Annotated in this window: 17 protein-coding genes; all 17 read right to left on the bottom strand. The window is 71.8% G+C overall.

Annotation, left to right across the window (positions count from 1 at the left end; genetic code table 11):
- Nucleotides 1-27 precede the first annotated feature (27 nt).
- Entirely contained in the window at nt 28-153 is a 126-nt protein-coding gene (locus OH768_RS12425; protein ID WP_019071483.1) for a hypothetical protein, read from the bottom strand.
- Complete coding sequence (locus OH768_RS12420) at nt 150-1751, bottom strand: hypothetical protein (protein ID WP_406453010.1); 1602 nt, start codon at nt 1749-1751, stop codon at nt 150-152. The genes OH768_RS12425 and OH768_RS12420 overlap by 4 nt, the downstream gene beginning before the upstream one ends.
- On the bottom strand, nt 1751-4375 hold the full coding sequence (locus OH768_RS12415) for a GTPase-associated protein 1-related protein (protein ID WP_406453008.1): 2625 nt from the start codon (nt 4373-4375) through the stop codon (nt 1751-1753). The genes OH768_RS12420 and OH768_RS12415 overlap by 1 nt, the downstream gene beginning before the upstream one ends.
- Entirely contained in the window at nt 4372-5625 is a 1254-nt protein-coding gene (locus tag OH768_RS12410; RefSeq protein WP_406453006.1) for a hypothetical protein, read from the bottom strand. The genes OH768_RS12415 and OH768_RS12410 overlap by 4 nt, the downstream gene beginning before the upstream one ends.
- 3 nt (nt 5626-5628) lie before the next feature.
- A complete protein-coding gene (locus tag OH768_RS12405) occupies nt 5629-7794 on the bottom strand; it encodes a hypothetical protein (protein WP_406453004.1) in 2166 nt (721 codons plus the stop codon).
- 103 nt (nt 7795-7897) lie between these two features.
- Nucleotides 7898-8638 carry a sirohydrochlorin chelatase gene (locus tag OH768_RS12400; protein ID WP_406453002.1) on the bottom strand — a complete coding sequence of 247 codons (741 nt, stop codon included), beginning with the start codon at nt 8636-8638 and terminating at the stop codon, nt 7898-7900.
- A 10-nt stretch (nt 8639-8648) separates the two neighbouring features.
- Nucleotides 8649-9527, bottom strand: a complete 879-nt coding sequence (locus tag OH768_RS12395; RefSeq protein WP_406453000.1) for an ABC transporter permease — start codon at nt 9525-9527, stop codon at nt 8649-8651.
- The gene (locus tag OH768_RS12390) at nt 9514-10296 is read right to left on the bottom strand and encodes an ABC transporter ATP-binding protein (protein ID WP_406465245.1); all 783 of its coding nucleotides are present in this window, start codon (nt 10294-10296) and stop codon (nt 9514-9516) included. The genes OH768_RS12395 and OH768_RS12390 overlap by 14 nt, the downstream gene beginning before the upstream one ends.
- A gap of 37 nt (nt 10297-10333) precedes the next feature.
- Nucleotides 10334-11446 (bottom strand): aliphatic sulfonate ABC transporter substrate-binding protein, encoded by a 1113-nt coding sequence (locus OH768_RS12385; RefSeq protein ID WP_406452998.1) that lies wholly within the window; start codon nt 11444-11446, stop codon nt 10334-10336.
- 235 nt (nt 11447-11681) lie between these two features.
- The gene (locus tag OH768_RS12380; RefSeq protein WP_406452996.1) at nt 11682-13016 is read right to left on the bottom strand and encodes a sulfate adenylyltransferase subunit 1; all 1335 of its coding nucleotides are present in this window, start codon (nt 13014-13016) and stop codon (nt 11682-11684) included.
- Between the two features lie 2 nt (nt 13017-13018).
- On the bottom strand, nt 13019-13957 hold the full coding sequence (cysD, locus tag OH768_RS12375; RefSeq protein WP_406452995.1) for a sulfate adenylyltransferase subunit CysD: 939 nt from the start codon (nt 13955-13957) through the stop codon (nt 13019-13021).
- The gene (gene cysC / locus OH768_RS12370; RefSeq protein WP_406452993.1) at nt 13954-14517 is read right to left on the bottom strand and encodes an adenylyl-sulfate kinase; all 564 of its coding nucleotides are present in this window, start codon (nt 14515-14517) and stop codon (nt 13954-13956) included. The genes cysD and cysC overlap by 4 nt, the downstream gene beginning before the upstream one ends.
- Nucleotides 14514-15224 (bottom strand): phosphoadenylyl-sulfate reductase, encoded by a 711-nt coding sequence (locus tag OH768_RS12365; RefSeq protein ID WP_406452991.1) that lies wholly within the window; start codon nt 15222-15224, stop codon nt 14514-14516. Before OH768_RS12365 ends, cysC begins: the two co-directional genes overlap by 4 nt.
- Nucleotides 15221-15400 (bottom strand): hypothetical protein, encoded by a 180-nt coding sequence (locus OH768_RS12360; protein ID WP_200680024.1) that lies wholly within the window; start codon nt 15398-15400, stop codon nt 15221-15223. Before OH768_RS12360 ends, OH768_RS12365 begins: the two co-directional genes overlap by 4 nt.
- Nucleotides 15397-17094 (bottom strand): nitrite/sulfite reductase, encoded by a 1698-nt coding sequence (locus tag OH768_RS12355; RefSeq protein ID WP_406452988.1) that lies wholly within the window; start codon nt 17092-17094, stop codon nt 15397-15399. Before OH768_RS12355 ends, OH768_RS12360 begins: the two co-directional genes overlap by 4 nt.
- A 127-nt stretch (nt 17095-17221) precedes the next feature.
- Complete coding sequence (locus OH768_RS12350) at nt 17222-17305, bottom strand: putative leader peptide (RefSeq protein ID WP_309500612.1); 84 nt, start codon at nt 17303-17305, stop codon at nt 17222-17224.
- Between the two features lie 127 nt (nt 17306-17432).
- Nucleotides 17433-18005 carry a GNAT family N-acetyltransferase gene (locus OH768_RS12345; protein ID WP_406452986.1) on the bottom strand — a complete coding sequence of 191 codons (573 nt, stop codon included), beginning with the start codon at nt 18003-18005 and terminating at the stop codon, nt 17433-17435.
- Nucleotides 18006-18044 lie beyond the last annotated feature (39 nt).

Raw genomic sequence — 18044 nt, 5'->3', positions numbered from 1 at the left:
CGTGTCCTTTCTTTCTACGAGTGGGGGCTACGGGTGGGGGAGGAACAGGTAGGCCAAGTAGGCCAGGGTGGCGGCCGTGAGCACCAGGGAGGTGACGAACAGGCCCGCCAGCAGCCGCCGTCCGTGTCCGATCGGTGGGGTCACCTTCGTCATGCCGGGGTGTACCTCTTCTCCGGTTCGGCGCCGGGTGCGCGCAGTGGGGCGGTCTTCAGGCCCGAGGCCGCCAGCAGCCACAACACCGGTTCCGCGGCCCGGCGTTGCTCGCTCTCCAGCGGTCCGGTGCCGGTGGCGGCCCGGGCGCTCACCGCCCAGTAGCGGGCCTCCTTGAAGTCGTGCCCGAGGGCCCGGACCAGCCCGCCGAGACCGATCTCCGCCAGCCAGGAGTCGACCCGCGCCCCCGGGACGGGCAGTGTGACCAGTTGGTCCAGGACGTCCCGCTTGGTGACGACGGTGGCCACGGACAGCCGCTTGCGCCGACCGGTCAGCGCGTTGAGCTCGCCGGTCAGTCGCTGGTACGTCTCCCAGGGGCCCTGCGGGGAGGGGCGCGCGGCCCCCGCCCGCTCGGTGTCCTCGGCGCCGAGCCGGCCGCGCACCTTGGGGTCGGCCAGTACGTCGGCGACCAGGACCACGCCGTCCGTGTGCTTCAAGTACTGCTGGGCGCGCATCCGTTCGGCGTCGCTCACCGACTCGCCCATCGGGTCGTAGAGATAGAGCAGCCGGCGCCGTCGCCCGCGGGTCACCGTCAGCATCAGGGCGCGCGGCTGGCCGCCGGTCGTCGCATGGGCCCAACCGGTGCTGTTCAGCTCCTGGTTGAGGTCGTTGAAGGTGCGGCGGTCGTCGGCGGAGGCGTACTCGATACGCAGGTCGCCGTGCCGGGCCCAGGCGTGCAGGCCCTCCACCATGGCCGCCATCAGCATCGTCTTGCCCGAGGAGGTGCCGCCGACCAGCGGCGCGTGCACGACCCGGGTGGAGCCGACGGTCTCGGGCAGCACCCGGTCGCAGTGCGGGCACAGGGCCGTGAGTCCGCCGCGCCCGGCCAGGCGGGTCGTGGGCAGCCGCTGTCCGCACGCGCAGTGGTGCCACAGCACGCCGTAGCGGCCGGGCCGCAGCGAAGCGTGCGACGCGCGGCAGCCGGGGCAGCGGTGCACGGCCAGCGGCACCGGCAGATAGCAGCCCGGATAGGGGCACTTGACGCGGATGCCCAGAGCCAGCGCCCGGCCGTACTCCACCCCGCGCAGCACCGGCACCGCCGTCGCGCAGCCCAGCCACACCAGGCCGACCAGCAGCGCGAAGAACAGCAGCGACACACCGAGCAGGACGGTGGCGAGGGCCGCGCCGAGCAGGGCGCCGAGGAAGACGCCGGGCGCCAGGAGGACGGCGTAACCGAAACGGTTGATCGGCGCCCGGCCGCGCAGACCCGACGGATGCCGTCCCTGGAACAGGTTGCGGACGTTCCGATGCAGCCACGGATCGGCGAACGCGGCCCATACGACCCGTATCCCGTAGCCGCCGGCCGATGCGGCATCCACCCACAACTGCCGCCAGTAGTAGCCGAGATGGGCCGGTTCGGCGCCCGGTGCGATGCGCGGGACCCGCTGGTCGGCGCGGCCCGGCTGCCAGGGGCCGAGGCCCCGCCAGACAGCCCGGGCGCCGATCCACAGGAACGCCCACAGCAGCCGGCCCAGACAGAGTCCGGCCGCGATGATCCCGGTCCAGACGGCCAGGAGCAGCACCGGCGACAAGGCGGTCATCAGCGGCCTCCCCCGCTCGGCGGTTCCATGTCCCCGGACCACACACCGGGCTGGTCGGGGCGCCGTCCGCGACCGGACAGCCGTCCCGCGAGACGCCCCAGGGCACCGGGGCGGTTCCAGGCGCGGTACGCGTCGAGCTTGCCGCGGCCCGCGCGGCCGAGCGCCGCCTCGACCTCGGTCAGGTCCTCGGCGGGCAGCACCCGCACGATCGGCCGCAGCACCTTCGTCAGCAGGGTCGCCCGGGTCTCGTCCCAGGCCGGATGGGTTCCCGGGAACGCGCTCCAGTCGCAGAACCGGGCGGCGACATACGCCGGCACCGTCCGCAGCCGGTCGCCCACCCGGTCCGAGCGGCCCGCCCGCTCGTACGCGGCGAGCAGCCGAGGTTCACCCGAACGGGCCAGCGCGTACAGCTCGTTCTCCGGTGCGACCCCGTCGAGCAGCCGTCGCGAGAGGGCCCGGAAGGCACGGTCGACGACCGGGTCCGGCACCGGTTCGGCGGCGCCGTCGCGCAGGTTCAGTACGCGGCGGACCCACTCCTCGCCCTCGCCCTCGGTGCCCAGCAGTCCGCTGAACTCCAGGAGGAGCAGCGCCGCCCGCTGTCCCGGCCGCAGCTCGGTGTTGAAGCAGCGCAGCAGGTCGACCGCGAGGGCCGGTACGTCACGGTCGTCCCGGGGCGCGGCGAGCGCGGCCTCGATCAGCAGGTCCCGGGTGCCTGCCGCGCGGTGGGTGTCGGAGCCCAGCTCGTTCAGCAGCAGGCTCGCCTCCTGGCCGGTGGGCAGCTCGCCGGGCCAGGTGAGTTGCAGGGCGGTGCGCAGTACGGTCGGGTCGGCGTGCGGCGAGACCCCGGCGGTGCGGACCACCTCGTGGAACCGCGCGAGTCGGTCGCCCGACCGGGCGGGCGTGACGCACATCCGCAGATGCGGGAAGCCGGGGTGCATGGCGACGGGCAGTCCGGAACCAGTCAACGCCTGTGCCACGGCGGCCGGTTCGGCCACGGCGAGCGCGTTGAGCGACCCGAACAGCGCCACCCGCAGCCCGGGGTGCGCGTGCACCGCGTCCAGCAGCGCGGGCGGACAGCCCACGACGGGACGGTCCTCGCCCGGCCGCGGCGCGGTGGCCTCCGGCCGGCCGGGCACACGGGGGCTGTACGGCGGTGGTGCGGGCAGGGGATCGCCGCCCGTGCGGGGCTGTTGGTCCGGGCCCGGCTGCCCCGGCGCACGGAGGTCCCGAGACCGCTTCCCGTCGCCGTCCGCCGCAGCCGGGTCCGCCGGTTCGCTCACCAGCTCCCGGGCCAACCGCCCGGCGAGGTCCGGCAGTTGGTCCTGGCAGTCGATGTCGAGCAGATCGGCGACCCGCAGCAGGGCCAACGGCCGTCCGGCGGGCGGCTCCTGCGGGTCCGCGAGCCCTGCCCGCAGCGTGGGCGCGAGATCGCGGGCCAGCTCGTCATGCGCCCGGGGCGTCAGCGACCCGGCCCGCAGCGCCGGCACAGGTCCCCGGCCGAGCACCGCCGACGCCAGCACCCGCGCGGCCAGCGGCGCCGAAACCACGGTCGGCACCTGCCCGTCCAACCGGGCCAACAGGGCGGCCAGCGCCGCCTGTTCGGCCTCGTCCGCGACCGCGCCCGGGGCGGGCAGCGGGCCGCCGCACAGCCCGGCGACCAGCGCCGTCAGCGTCTCGTCCGACAGCGCGCCCGCGCGCTCGGCCGCCCAACGGGCCGCCGTCGCACGGGCGTCGGCGCGCAGCTCGATGCCCGCTGTCAGCGCGGTCACCGCCAACTGACCGAGATCCTCGGGGTCGTTGTGGAACAGGTCGGTGCGGCCCGCGCGCCAGATCCGGGCGCACAGCTCGGCCCAGGTGTCCGCGACCGGACCGGACGGCTGCCGCCCGGTGCAGTCGTGCACCCGGTAGCGGTGGTCGTGGGCCACCGACTCCGAAGACGGCAGCGCGCCCACGATCTGCTGGCGGGCCTGCTGGGGCCGCCGGGTGTACGTCGTGAAGGTGAGCCGGTGCGCCTGCTCCCGGGGCAGGACCGCGCAGGCCAGCGCGATCCACTGCGCCACGTCGGCGCTGTCGTGCTCCACCACCACGAGCTGCCCGGCACCCGGGTCCGCCGCGACCGCCCGCAGATCGGCGAAGAACGGCGCGAGCCAGCCCGCCCGGGACAGCGCGAACGCGACCAGCGCCTCCTTGCGGAGCACTCCGGACGGCTCGATACGGTTCACCGGTTCGGGTCTGCCGTCCGGGGGCGTCGCGTCCGCCCAACGCGGCGACTCCCACGCGGTGATGGGCAGCGCGCCGTCCGGCAGCCGGGTGCCGGAGGGCAGATGGACGGCGTGCGCGTGGAAGTTCCCCCAACGGCCGCTGTAGTCGGCGCCGATGTACACGGTCCGGCTCAACAGCCGTCCGCCGTCGGCGAGTTCACTGAAACTGAAGGCCTTCGGGAAGCCCTTGAGCTGTTCGGCGTCGGGCCGGGCCGGGCAGTCGCGCGGCGGCTCGTACCCGATGAGCTGCTCGGCCTCCCGCAGCAGCCCCTGCGGAACTCCCGCGCTCACCGCGGTGAACCGGAAGCCGGAGCCGTCGGGGCCGGGCGGCGCCGAGGTGTAGTGCAGCTGGGCCAGGGTCACTTGACTCGCCCCTTCGCGGTGGTACGGACCGGCAGCACCCCGCGCAGCGCCAGCAGCCACAGCAGCGGATCCTCCACCCGCACCGGCTGCGGCCCCGACTTCGGTACGTCGGCGGGTGCGTCGGCGGGCGGTGGCGCACCCAGCGCCGAGAGCCCGAACATCGACAACTGGGCGAAGTCCAGCTCCAGTTGGCGCATCAGCGCGCCGGAGTCCCAGTCCGCCATCAGGGACCGGATCTCCTCGTGCACGGCGAGCCGGTCGTCCTCGTCGAACGTGCCCTCCGGATGCGGGGCGTTGCGCAGTACCGGCGAGTGCGGGTCGAGGAGCGGCTTGAGCATGTCCGTCTTCGTCACCGCGACCGCGATCGGCGTGGTCACCCGGCCGCGCGCGCCGCCCTTGCCGTGGGCGCGCAGCTGGGCCGCCAGGTCGGCGGCGATCTGCTGCGGCGGTGTCTCCACCATGGGCAGCGGCGGGCCGTCCTGGAGCGGCAACCGGTCCCGTACGGAGCCCAGTTGCAGCGGGTCCACCAGCAGGACGATGCCGTCGGCCGCGCTGAGGTAGCGGGTGTAGCGGTCCATCGCCTCGGCGCCCGCGAGGTCCTCGCCCGCCGCGTCGAAGAAGACCAGCGTGGTGTGCCGGGTGCCGTTGCCGAGTCTGCTGCGGCGGGGCACGCTGAGCCGGTACAGGAGCGGGTCGTTGAAGCCGAGCGCCGCCGGGCGGGTCGCGTCGGGCAGCCGCAGCCGCTCGTACAGGTCCTCCGCCATCTCCCGGTCCCGCTGCTGTGTGGACTGCCCCATCGCCGCGAGCGAGGCGTGGTAGGCCTGCCCCACGCGCTGGTTCAACTCGTTGACCAGCACGGACACATAGGTGCTCTTCCCGGAGGCCTTCGCACCGACCAGCGCGATGATGCGGCTGTCCTGGTCGCAGTAGTCGCTGGGCAGGTCGCTGTGGCAGGACGCGCAGACGCGAACCGTGGTGGTCACCCCGCAGTCCGGGCAGGGCACACTGCTGCCGGAGCCGGGCCGCAGCCCGGACGCCAGCGAGGCCATCCCGCGCGCCGGGGCGAACACCGGCCCCCGCAGCAGGGCCGCCGGATTGACCCCGGGGCCCACGAACCCGGCCCAGACGTCGTCCCGTTCGGGCCCGCAGGGTGAGCCCCCGCGCACCCCGTTCGGGGTCATCAGGCACCGGTAGGGCAGTTTGGCCGCCGAGGTGCGGGCGAAGCAGTAGGGGCAGATGACGGTCGTCATGGCTCAGCGCACCACCAGGGTCGCGGGGGACGGTTCTTCGAGTCGTACCGAGGCCGCGTGCTCGCCCAGCAGAAAGCCGCGCAGCGTGTACGGCGCCGGGCAGGGCGCGGCGGGCAACTCCCGCTCCACCGTGCCCAGTCGGAGCAGGTCGGTGCCGGGGATCCGCACCAGGGTCGTGCCGTCGGCCGCGCTGCGGGGTCGGAGCGTGCCGCTGCGCGCGACGCACACGAACTCGGGGGCCCCGTGGTGCTCACCGTCGTCCGGCGCCGACAGGGTGACGCGCAGCAGGGGGCGGCCGCGGCCGAGCAACCGGCGGGGCGGGCGCACCAGTTGATAGCCGACTGCGGTGTCCGGCGGTAGCAGTACCTCGGCCGCGTCCGGTGCCACGACGACCGCTCCGGGCGCCTGCGGCACGGCGGCGGCCCGGATCCGTACGGACCCCGGGCCCACGGCCAGCCGCAGCCCACCGCGCCGGTAGGCGTGCGCGGTGACACTCCGCTCACCGGTGTCCCAACTCACCCTGAGATGACCGGTGTCGTCGGGCCAGTCCACGGTGACGTCCGCCTCCCCGCCCGGCAGCCGGCGGGCGTCGAGCCCGGTCACCGGACGGAGTACCTCGACCTCGACTGTGGGACCGGCGAGCGCGCGCTCCCCGAGTACGGCGACGGCGGAGACGCGGAGATACCGGCCGGGCGGCGGACACAGCGCGCCGTCCCGCTCCGGCCAGCCGAGCCCGGCCGGGAGGTCCCGGGTGCGCAGTTCGGTGCCGGGTGCCGGGGCCTCACCGGGCCAGTCCACCAGACGGACGTCCGCGTCCGCGGCGCCGGTCCAGGCGAACCGTACGGCGTCGCCCTCGGCTTGGGCGGTGAGGGTGCGGACGGGGGCGGGCCAGGGGTGGACGGTGCGGGTGGCGCGGACCCCGGGGGAGGTGACCGGCGCTCTTCCGGCGGTCCGGTAGTGGCAGACGACGCGGAGGGCGTGGACGCCGGCCGACAGGCCCTTCGCGGTGAACCCGCCCTCGCGGGTGCCCAGTTGCTCGACGGTGCCGTCCGGTCCCGTGTGCTCGACCGTGACGTCGGTGGCGCCGGGCGGTGTCTTCCAGGTGCCCTCGATGCGCTCCGGGCCGTCCGTCAGGGTGAGTCCGCCCACCTCCGGGGCGAGCAGCAACTGGTGCGACACGAGCGGCGGACCGTCCACGAGTCCGCCGGCCAGCGGGAGAGCGGCGTAGCGGACCGCGCTCCCGAGCACGAGGGCGTCGTCGCGCGCGGAGACCTCGCGCACGATCGGCGCACCTTGTTCGTCGCGGTGCAGACACACCAGCCGCCAGCCGTCGTCCGCACCCGACTCGTCCCAGGTCAACCGCACATGATCCAGACCGAGTTCGGCGTCCAGCGCCGCCCGCTCACCACGCCGGGGCCGACTCACCCGCACCAGTCCGCGCAACGCCCGCCGGTCGTCGGCGACTTCACGCAGCGCCCGCAGATACTCCGCACTCGCGGCTTCCGCGTCCCGCTCCTCCTCGGCCCGCCGCGCCGCGAGGAGCGCCCCGTCGACCACGGCGAACCGCGCGGCCAACTCGCTGCGCAGCGACCGTAGAGCCGGGTCGTCGGTGCCTGTCGGCAGCCGTTCCAGCAGGGTGCGGACCCGGTGCAGCCGGTGCCGGTCCCGGGCCCCGGCGAGGGACTCGGCGGCCTGCCGTTCACGCTTGTCGAGGTGGGGCCGCAGCCGGGCCGCCGCCACCAGCCCGGCGACCTCGTCGGCACGCACCCCCAACTGGGCCGCTACGCACGGGCGTTCCTTCACGGGCCGGTCCTGCAGCAGCCCGATCAGCTGGTACAGCACGACCCGGCGCAGCGCCTGCGGATCACGCCGGTGCACCTCGGCCAGCAGCTGGGCGAGTCCGGCGCCGGGAGTGGGGGCGCGGGCGAGGTCCTCCAGGAACGGGACGTCCACCCGACGGCGACCGCGCCCGCCGGAGGGCACGTACAGCCCGTCGAGGACGCCCAGTCCGCCGGTGCCCGCCGGGACCAGGGCCTCGCCCAAGTGCCGTAAGCCCGCCGCGTGTTGGGCGGCGACGAGCTCGCCGTAGGACGCGACGAGCGGACTCAGCGGCAGCCCGGACAGCGCCCGGGGCAGCCCCAAGTGATGCCCGAAGTCCCGACCCGTCACGTGTACTGCTCCCCCGCTAGCTCCGCGAGGAACCATCCCAGCAGATCCGGGGCCCCAGGGGGACCCTTTTTCGTGAATCCGGGCAGGTCGGACCGTGGAAGCGCTAGGCGCCGACGGCCGCGAGCAGCGGGGCCAGGGCCGCGTCGTAGCGTTTCAGCAGCAGTCGTGCCACCTCCGGGGCCGGGCCCAGGACATCGGCGAGGACGTCCGCTTCCGCCGCGCCCCGCGCGATGCGGTCGGGGAGGAAGCCGGGCGCCAGGACGTAGGGCGCGACCGCGACACGTTCGCAGCCCAGGGCCCGCAGTTCACGGACCGCGTCCTCGGTGCGGGGCAGGGCCGCCGAGGCGAACGCGGGGCGCACGGCACACCAGCCGGTGTCCCGCCACTCCCGCACGATGTCCGCGATCACCGCGATCGCCTCCGGGTCGGTCGACCCCGCCGAGGCCAGCACGATCCCGGTCGAGGACTTGTCGGCGGGCGTCAACCCGGCCTCGTAGAGCCGTCGTTCGAGGGCGGACAGGAGCAGTGGCGACGGCCCCAGTACCTCCGCCTGCCGGATCCGGAGCCGTGGCGGCGCGTCCGCGAGGACCGCGGGGATGTCCGCCTTCGCGTGGAACGCGCGGGTCAGCAGCAGGGGGAGGGCCACGACGTCCTGGACGCCCTCCGCCGACAGGGACTCCAACACCCCCTGCACGGAAGGGATGTTGAAGTCCAGGAAACCGACCTCCACGCGCAGCCCGGGCCGCCGCGACCGTACCCGCCGCACGAGGGCGTGGACCGTCGCGGCGTGCCGCGGATCGCGGCTGCCGTGGGCGATGACGAGGAGGACCGGCCTCTGGTGCACGGGAATCAGCTCAGCTCTTCACCAGCAGACCGCGGCTGCGCAGCACCCACCGCTCCAGCGGGCTGAAGATCAGCAGGTCGATGGCGATACCGACGAACAGGATCAGGATGATGGCCTCGAAGACCATCGCCATGTCGCTGTTGGTACGGCCGTTCTCCAGCAACTGGCCGAGCCCCACGCCCAGATCGGGGAACTGGGCGATGATCTCCGCCGCCATCAGCGAGCGCCAGGAGAACGCCCAGCCCTGCTTCAGGCCCGCCACATAGCCGGGGAGCGCCGCCGGCAGCGTGACGTGCCAGATGCCCTTGACGCCCGCCGCGCCCATCGTGCGGCCCGCCCGCAGGAACAGCGGCGGCACCTGGTCTACGCCGGAGACCAGGCCGTTGGCGATCGAGGGGACCGCGCCGAGCAGGATCACCGCGTACATCATCGAGTTGTTCAGACCCAGCCAGATCACGGCCGGCGGCACCCACGCCACCGACGGCAGCGACTGGAGGCCGGACAGGATCGGGCCGATCGCCGCGCGCACGAACTTAACCCGCGCCACCAGCAGCCCCAGCGGGGTGCCGATCAGCAGCGCGAAGAAGAAGCCCAGCAGACCGCGCGAGACGCTGGTCCAGATGTAGCCGAGGAGATCGCCCTGCAGCCAGGCGTTCTTGAACTCGGTGCCCACGGCGCCCGGCGAGGGCAGCTTGCTCGGGTCGTCGACGATCGGGGTCAGGATCAACCAGAGGACCATGACCACCGCGAGGGCGACGATCGGCGGGAAGATCTTGTTGACGAAGGTCTGCCGGAAGGTCGGACGGCCCGCGACCGGACTCTCCAGGGCGTCGAGGCCCGCCTCGACGCTCCCGGCGTCCTTGACCGTCGTCGTCTCAGTGCTGGCCATGACGGCGGATCTCCCCACGCAGTACATCGGTGATCTCAAGGGACAGTTCGGCCACGGGCGCGTCCTCGATGCGGCGCGGCTGCGGAATGTCGACCGTCCACTCGCGGGCGATCCGGCCGGGCCGCGAGGACAGCAGGATCACCCGCTGGGCGAGCCGCACCGCCTCGCGCACGTTGTGCGTGACGAACAGGACCGAGAGCCCCGTCTCGCCCCAGATACGCGTCAGTTCGTCGTGCAGGACGTCCCGCGTGATGGCGTCCAGGGCCGCGAACGGCTCGTCCATCAGCAGGATGCGGCTCTCCTGGGCGAGCGCGCGGGCCATGGCGACCCGCTGGCGCATACCGCCCGACAGTTCGTGCACCCGCTTGCCGTACGCGCCCGGCAGCCGGACCAGTTCGAGCAGCTCCTCGGTCCTGCCGCGCCGCTCCTCCTTCGGAACTCCCCTGAGTTTCAGGGCGAGTTCGATGTTCTTGCCCGCCGTGAGCCAGGGGAACAGGGCGTGCTCCTGGAACATCAGGGCGGGGCGGCCGTCCGTGATGATGGACCCGGTGGTGGGCCTGTCGAGGCCCGCCACCAGGTTCAGCAGGGTGGACTTGCCGCAGCCCGAGGCCCCCAGGAGGGTGACGAACTCGCCGGGCGCGACATCGATGGTGATGTCGTCCAGGACGAGCTGCTGCCCGCCCGGCGTCGCGAAGGACTTCGAGACATGCTCAAGGCGTGCCGCGTGCTCGACCTGTGCGGTGGCCTCCTTGGCGAGGGTCGTGGCCATGGTCGTCACCTCCTGGGAAGTCATCGGGCTCCTCCGATCAGCTCGTGCCGAGGCCGGCGGCGTCGACGGTGCTCTCGCCGTCCGCCTTGAGGACCTTGTTGAGGAGCGTCAGGTCGTAGATGCCGTTCAGGTCGGGCTTCGCCAGCAGACCCGCCTTCACCGCGTGCGCCGCCTCGGCGCTGAGGGTGGAGGCCAGCGGGTCGTTGGTGAACTGGATCGAACTCCACGCCGGGTCCAGGACGTTGGCGGGCAGCGCCTTGCCGGAGTCGGCCTCCAGCTGCTTGTTCGCCGCGGCCTTCGCCTCGGTCGGGTTGGCGTTGATCCACTTGTTGGCCGCGACCGAACCCTTCAGCACGGCCTCGACGACCTTCGGGTGCGCCTTGAGGAACTTCTGCGACACGATGATGTTCGTGATCACGAACTTCTTGTCGGGCCACAGCGTGGACTCGTCGAGCAGCACCTTGCCGCCCTCGGCCACCAGCTTCGACGCGGTCGGCTCCGGCACCCAGGCGCCGTCGATGGAACCGGCCTTGTAGGCGTCCGGGGTGATCTTGTTGTCGGTGCGGACGACGGTGACGTCACCCTTGCCGCTCTGCGCGTCGACCTTCCAGCCCTGGTCCGCGATCCAGTTGAGGAACGCCACGTCCTGCGTGTTGCCCAGCTGGGGCGTCGCGATCTTCTTGCCCTTGACGTCCTTCAGGGACTTGATCTTCTTCGGGTTGACGACCAGCTTCACACCGCCCGACGCCGAACCGCCGATGATCTTCAGGCTCTTGCCGTCGGACTTGGTGTAGCCGTTGATCGCCGGGGAGGGGCCGATCCAGCCGATGTCGATGGAGTTCGAGTTGAGCGCCTCGATCTCGGACGGGCCGGCGTTGAAGGTCGCGTACTCGGCCTTGGTGGCGCCCAGTTCCTTCTGGAACAGGCCCTGCTCACGGCCGACCAGCGCGGTCCCGTGAGTGAGGTTGCCGAAGTAGCCGATCTTCACGGAGGCGAGACCGTCGATCTTGGAGGACCCGGCGGCGACCTTCTCCTTGGAGTTGGTGCTCTTGGAGTCCGACCCGTAACCGCAGGCGGCGAGGGTGAGCAGGGGGAGCGCGGCGACCACGGCTATGCCGCGGCGCAGGAATGTCGAGCGGTTGACAGGCACGGGAGGGTTTCCTCTCGTTGGCCCGGCGGTCACGGTCTCAGGTCGTGGCCGGGAGGTCGGCAGGTCTTCGTCTTCGTCGTGTCCGGGACGGCGGGTGGGGGGACTGGGCGCGCGAGCGGTGCGCGTACGTCAGCCCGCACATCGCGCCACCCCGCCCTGCCCGCTGCCGAGGGCGCCGCTGCCGACGCGGCCGCCCTCCTTCGCGAACGTGGAGTAGAAGTCCCTCGACGTCATGTCAGAAGTCCCAACCGTCGTCGTCCGTACCGTCCTTGACCGGCTCCGGCGCCGCGAACGACTCGCCGACCATGCCCGCGGTGAGCGTGGTGCCGTCCGCCGGGTCGATCAGGATGAACGAGCCCGTACGGCGCGAGTCCGCGTACGAGTCCACCGGCAGCGGCTCCGCGGTGCGGATCTTCACGCGGCCGATGTCGTTGGCGACGAGCTGTCCCGGGTGCGGGTGCAGGGACAGGTCGTCGAGCGTGAGACGGGACGGGATGTCCTTGACGATCGCCTTGACCGTGCGGGTGCCGTGCTTGAGGAGGACCCGGTGGCCCACGGTCAGCGGCTGGTCGGCGACATGGCAGACCGTCGCCTCGATGTCCTGCGTGGTCGCCGGGGCGTCCTTGCTGGGCACGATCAGGTCGCCGCGCGAGATGTCGATGTCGTCCTCCAGCAGGAGGGTCACCGACTGTGTGGTCCAGGCGGTCCGCACCGGCTTGCCCAGCAGGTCGATCCCGGAGATCTTCGTGGCCCGCCCGGACGGCAGCACGGTCACGGACTCGCCGACCCGGAACGTACCGGCCGCGATCTGGCCCGCGTACCCCCGGTAGTCCGGCAGGTCGGCGCTCTGCGGCCGGATCACGTACTGCACGGGCAGCCGCGCGTGGCAGTGGCTCAGGTCGTGGGCGACCGGCACCGACTCCAGGTGCTCCAGGAAGGTCGGCCCGCCGTACCAGTCCATGTTCGCGGACGGGTCGACCACGTTGTCCCCGGCGAGCGCCGAGATCGGGATCGCGGTGATCTCCGGGACGCCCAGTTCGCTCGCGTACGCCGTGAACTCCTCGGCGATCGCGGCGAACACGGACTCCTTGTACTCGACGAGGTCCATCTTGTTGACCGCGAGCACCACGTGCGGCACCCGCAGCAGCGCGGCGATCGCCGCGTGCCGCCGGGTCTGCTCGACGACACCGTTGCGGGCGTCGACGAGGATCACCGTCAGCTCGGCCGTGGAGGCACCCGTCACCATGTTGCGGGTGTACTGCACGTGACCGGGAGTGTCGGCGAGGATGAACCGCCTGCGGGGCGTGGCGAAGTAGCGGTACGCCACGTCGATCGTGATGCCCTGTTCGCGCTCGGCGCGCAGGCCGTCGGTGAGCAGCGCGAGGTCGGGCGCGTCCTGGCCGCGGTCGGCCGACACCCGCTGTACGGCTTCGAGTTGGTCGGTGAGGACCGACTTGGAGTCGTGCAACAGCCGTCCTACGAGCGTGGACTTGCCGTCGTCGACGGAGCCCGCCGTGGCGAACCGCAGCAGCGTGGTGGCCGAGAGTTCCTCGGTCGTGATGGTGCTCATGGTTAGAAGTACCCCTCGCGCTTGCGGTCTTCCATCGCGGCCTCGGACAGCTTGTCGTCGGCACGCGTCGCGCCCCGCTCGGTCAGCCGGGAGGCCGCGATCTCGGTGATGACCTGCTCCAGCGTCACCGCGTCGGAGTCGACGGCACCGGTGCACGACATGTCACCGACGGTCCGGTACCGGATGAGCCGCTTCTCCACGGTCTCGTCCGCCTTGGGTCCGCCCCACTCACCGGCGGTCAGCCACATACCGCCACGCGCGAACACCTCACGCTCGTGCGCGAAGTAGATGTCGGGCAACTCGATGCCCTCGCGGGCGATGTACTGCCAGACGTCCAGCTCGGTCCAGTTGGACAGCGGGAACACGCGGACGTGCTCGCCGGGTGCGTGCCGCCCGTTGTAGAGGTTCCACAGCTCGGGCCGCTGGCGGCGCGGGTCCCACTGCGAGAACTCGTCACGAAGGCTGAACACCCGCTCCTTGGCGCGGGCCTTCTCCTCGTCCCTGCGACCGCCGCCGAAGACCGCGTCGAACTTCTCGCGCTGGATCTTCTCGGTGAGCGGCAGCGTCTGGAGCGGGTTGCGGGTCCCGTCCGGACGTTCGCGCAGCACACCGCGGTCGATGTAGTCCTGCACGGAGGCGACATGGAGGCGCAGCCCATGTGCGGTGACCACCCGGTCCCGGTACTCAAGGACCTCGGGGAAGTTGTGTCCCGTGTCCACGTGCAGCAGCGAGAAGGGCACCGGCGCCGGAGCGAACGCCTTCAGCGCCAGATGCAGCATGACGATGGAGTCCTTGCCGCCGGAGAAGAGGATCACCGGCCGCTCGAACTCACCCGCCACCTCACGGAAGATGTGCACCGCCTCGGACTCCAGAGCGTCCAGGTGCGAGAGGGCGTACGGCGTGTCCGTACCCTCGTCGGTCTTGGCGACGGTCGCCGTCATGCCAGTCCCCTCTCGGTGAGCAGCGCGTGGAGTGCCGCTGCCGACTCCTGCACGGTCTGGTGCTGCGACTCGATCCGCAGGTCCGGCGACTCGGGCTCCTCGTACGGGTCGTCGACCCCGGTGAGCCCGGTCAGTTCACCGGCGGCCTGCTTGGCGTAGAGACCCTTCACATCGCGTACGGAGCACACGTCGACCGGGGTCGCCACATGCACCTCGATATAGGCGGCGCCGCTCTCCTGGTGCCGCTTGCGGACGGCCTCGCGGCTGTCGGAGTACGGCGCGATGACCGGGACGAGCGCCTTGACGCCGTTGCGGGCGAGCAGTTCGGCGAGGAAGCCGATGCGCTGCACGTTGGTGTGCCGGTCCTCGCGGCTGAAGCCGAGGCCCGCCGAGATGAACTCGCGGATCTCGTCGCCGTCGAGCACCTCGACGAGGTGGCCCTCCTCGCGCAGCCGGCCTGCCAGCTCGTACGCGATGGTGGTCTTGCCGGCACTCGGCAGACCCGTGAGCCAGACGGTGGCTCCGGTCGTCACGTGCAACTCCTTCTCGGTGATGGTCATTCGTGCAGCCCGCACTCGGTCTTCCCGCGCCCCGCCCAGCGGCCGGCGCGCGCGTCCTCGCCCGCGAGGACGCGGCGGGTACAGGGCGCGCAGCCGACGGACGCGTAGCCGTCCATCAGCAACGGGTTGGTGAGGACGCCGTGTTCGGCCACATACGCGTCCACGTCGTCCTGGGTCCAGCGGGCGATGGGGGAGACCTTGACCTTCTGCCGCTTCTCGTCCCAGCCGACGACCGGGGTGTTCGCCCGGGTCGGGGACTCGTCGCGGCGCAGCCCGGTCGCCCAGGCCGCGTACTTGGTGAGGCCCTGCTCCAGGGGCTGCACCTTGCGCAGCTTGCAGCACAGGTCCGGGTCGCGGTCGTGCAGTTGCGGGCCGTACTCGGCGTCCTGCTCGGCGACCGTCTGGCGCGGGGTGAGGGTGATGACGTTGACGTCCATCACGGCCTCGACCGCGTCGCGGGTGCCGATGGTCTCGGGGAAGTGGTAGCCGGTGTCGAGGAACACCACGTCGACGCCGGGCATCGCGCGGGAGGCGAGGTGGGCGACCACCGCGTCCTCCATCGAGGAGGTCACACAGAACTGCTTGCCGAAGGTCTGCACCGCCCACTGGAGGATCTCCAGCGCGGAGGCGTCCTCCAGGTCGCGGCCCGCCTGCTCGGCGAGGGCTTTCAAGTCGTCGGTGGGGCGCGCTTTCTGAGTCGTCGTCATATCTGTTCTCCCCCTGCGTCGGTCTGCTGGAGACCCCGGGCGAGGAGCCCGAGGAACTTCAGCTGAAAGGCCCGATTGCATGCCGCGCATTCCCATGCGCCATGGCCCTGCTCGTTCGGACGCAGGTCCTCGTCGCCGCAGTAGGGGCAGTAGAAGGGGGCGGCGCGCTCGCTCACGAGAGGGCCTCCTCGCTGGCGCGCGTGGCCCACGTGGCGAACCGCTCGCCGTCCTCGCGCTCCTGCTGGAACCGGGTGAGGACCCGCTCGACGTAGTCGGGCAGTTCCTCCGAAGTGACCTTCAGGCCACGGACCTTGCGGCCGAAGCCGGCCTCCAGACCCAGAGCGCCGCCGAGGTGCACCTGGAAGCCCTCGACCTGCTCGCCCTTGTCGTTGAGGACCAACTGCCCCTTGAGACCGATGTCCGCGACCTGGATACGGGCGCAGGCGTTCGGGCAGCCGTTGATGTTGATGGTGATCGGCTCGTCGAACTCCGGGATGCGGCGCTCCAGTTCGTCGATGAGCGTGATGCCGCGCTGCTTGGTCTCGACGATCGCGAGCTTGCAGTACTCGATGCCGGTGCAGGCCATGGTGCCGCGCCGGAACGGCGAGGGCTTCGCGGTGAGGCCCAGTGCCTCCAGGCCCTCCACCAGCGAGTCGATCCGGCTCTCCTCGACGTCGAGCACGATCATCTTCTGCTCGACGGTCGTACGCAGCCGGCCCGAGCCGTGCGCCTGCGCCAGCTCGGCGATCTTCGTGAGCGTGGTGCCGTCGACCCGGCCGACACGCGGGGCGAAACCGACGTAGAACAGGCCGTCGTTCTGGCGGTGGACGCCGACGTGGTCGCGCCAGCGCTGGACGGGCTGCGCGGGGGCGGGGCCGTCGATCAGCTTGCGCTTGAGGTACTCGTCCTCCAGGACCTGGCGGAACTTCTCCTGGCCCCAGTCGGCGACGAGGAACTTCAGGCGGGCCCTCGTACGGAGGCGCCGGTAGCCGTAGTCGCGGAAGATGCCGATCACGCCGGCCCACACGTCCGGGACCTCGTCCAGCGGGACCCAGGCGCCGAGCCGGACGCCGATCTTCGGGTTGGTGGACAGGCCGCCGCCGACCCACAGGTCGAAGCCGGGGCCGTGCTCGGGGTGCTCGACGCCGACGAACGCGATGTCGTTGATCTCGTGGGCGACGTCGAGGAGCGGGGAGCCGGAGATCGCCGTCTTGAACTTGCGCGGCAGGTTGGAGAATTCCTTGTTGCCGATGTACAGGCGGTGGATCTCGTCGATGGCCGAGGTGCCGTCGATGATCTCGTCCTCGGCGATACCGGCGACCGGGGAGCCGAGGATGGTTCGGGGCGTGTCGCCGCAGGCCTCGGTGGTGGAGAGACCGACCGCCTCCAGGCGGTTCCAGATCTCGGGCACGTCCTCGATGCGGATCCAGTGGTACTGCACGTTCTGCCGGTCGGTGAGGTCGGCCGTGCCGCGCGCGAACTCCTGCGAGATCTCGCCGATCACCCGCAGCTGGTCCGTGGTCAGCCGGCCGCCGTCGATGCGGACGCGCAGCATGAAGTACTTGTCGTCCAGCTCCTCCGGCTCCAGGATCGCGGTCTTGCCGCCGTCGATCCCGGGCTTGCGCTGGGTGTACAGCCCCCACCAGCGCATACGGCCGCGCAGGTCGTTCGGGTCGATGGAGTCGAAGCCGCGCTTGGAGTAGATCGTCTCAATGCGTGTCCGCACATTGAGACCGTCGTCGTCCTTCTTGAACTGCTCGTTGCCGTTGAGCGGAGTGAAGTGTCCGGCGGCCCACTGACCCTCACCGCGGTGACGGCTCACCTTGCGGCGGGGCGCTGCGGATGCAGGGTTCTCGGGGGTGGCGGCCATGGTTCTACGTCCTCCGGGACAGGCGGGTGATCGGCTCTGACCTGCGCGTACGGGCGCATGCGGGCATACGTGCGCGTCTTTGCGCGGGGTGGGGCAGATACGGGAATTCCGGGGGCTTGCGGCTCGGCTAGCCCGCCGGACAGATGGCGCTGGACATGCGGCCGAGGTCGACGTGCCGCCGACTCACCAAGGCAATCCCAGTTCCAGACATGACGGAAGCGTGTCACGGCGATCTGGACACAGTCCAGCTTCGTCCGTCATGCGGACACCCTGGTCTCGGTATGTGAGACGAGGGTGTCATCAGTCACATGACGTGCGCGCGGTCTTGTCGGCGCAGGTCAGACCGGGTAGGCCCCCGGCCACGGGCCCGGCGTGGTCACCAGCGCCACCTCCTCGACCTGGGCGTCGAAAAGCTTGAAGCCCCTGCGCTGATAGTTGTCCATCGCGTGCACCCCGTCCAGGCTGCAGGTATGCACCCAGACCCGCTTGGTGGGCGCCCGTCCCGGCCAGCGGTCCGCGAGGTCCCAGGCGCGGGCGGTGCCGTAGGAGAGGAGGTGGCCGCCGAGGCGTCGGCCGCGGAAGGCGGGGATCAGTCCGAAGTAGGCGATCTCGACGACGCCGTCGTCATGGGCGTCCAGTTCTATGTACCCGGCGGGGGTGCCCCGGTCGTACACGACCCAGATCTCCGTGCCCGGCCGGTCGAGGTACTCCTGCCACTGTGCGAACGTCCAGCCGAGCCGGTCGATCCAGAGGATGTCCCCGCCCACGGACGCGTACAGAAAGCGGCTGAACTCGGGGGAGGGCGCCTCGGCGCGGACGATCCGCACGTCTCCGTCCGGCGTGATGGCCGGGAGGAGGTCGCGCGGGTCGGTCTGCTCCAGGGACCAGGTGGTCACGGGGGTGTTCGTCATGCCCGTCAGGGAATCATCCGGCCGGGGGATCTGTCGATC

The organism is Streptomyces sp. NBC_01622 (genome assembly GCF_045209635.1).
In the GTDB taxonomy this organism is placed as follows: domain Bacteria; phylum Actinomycetota; class Actinomycetes; order Streptomycetales; family Streptomycetaceae; genus Streptomyces.
Note: the sequence above shows the minus strand (reverse complement) of the source record. Positions and strands in the feature narration are given on the sequence as shown.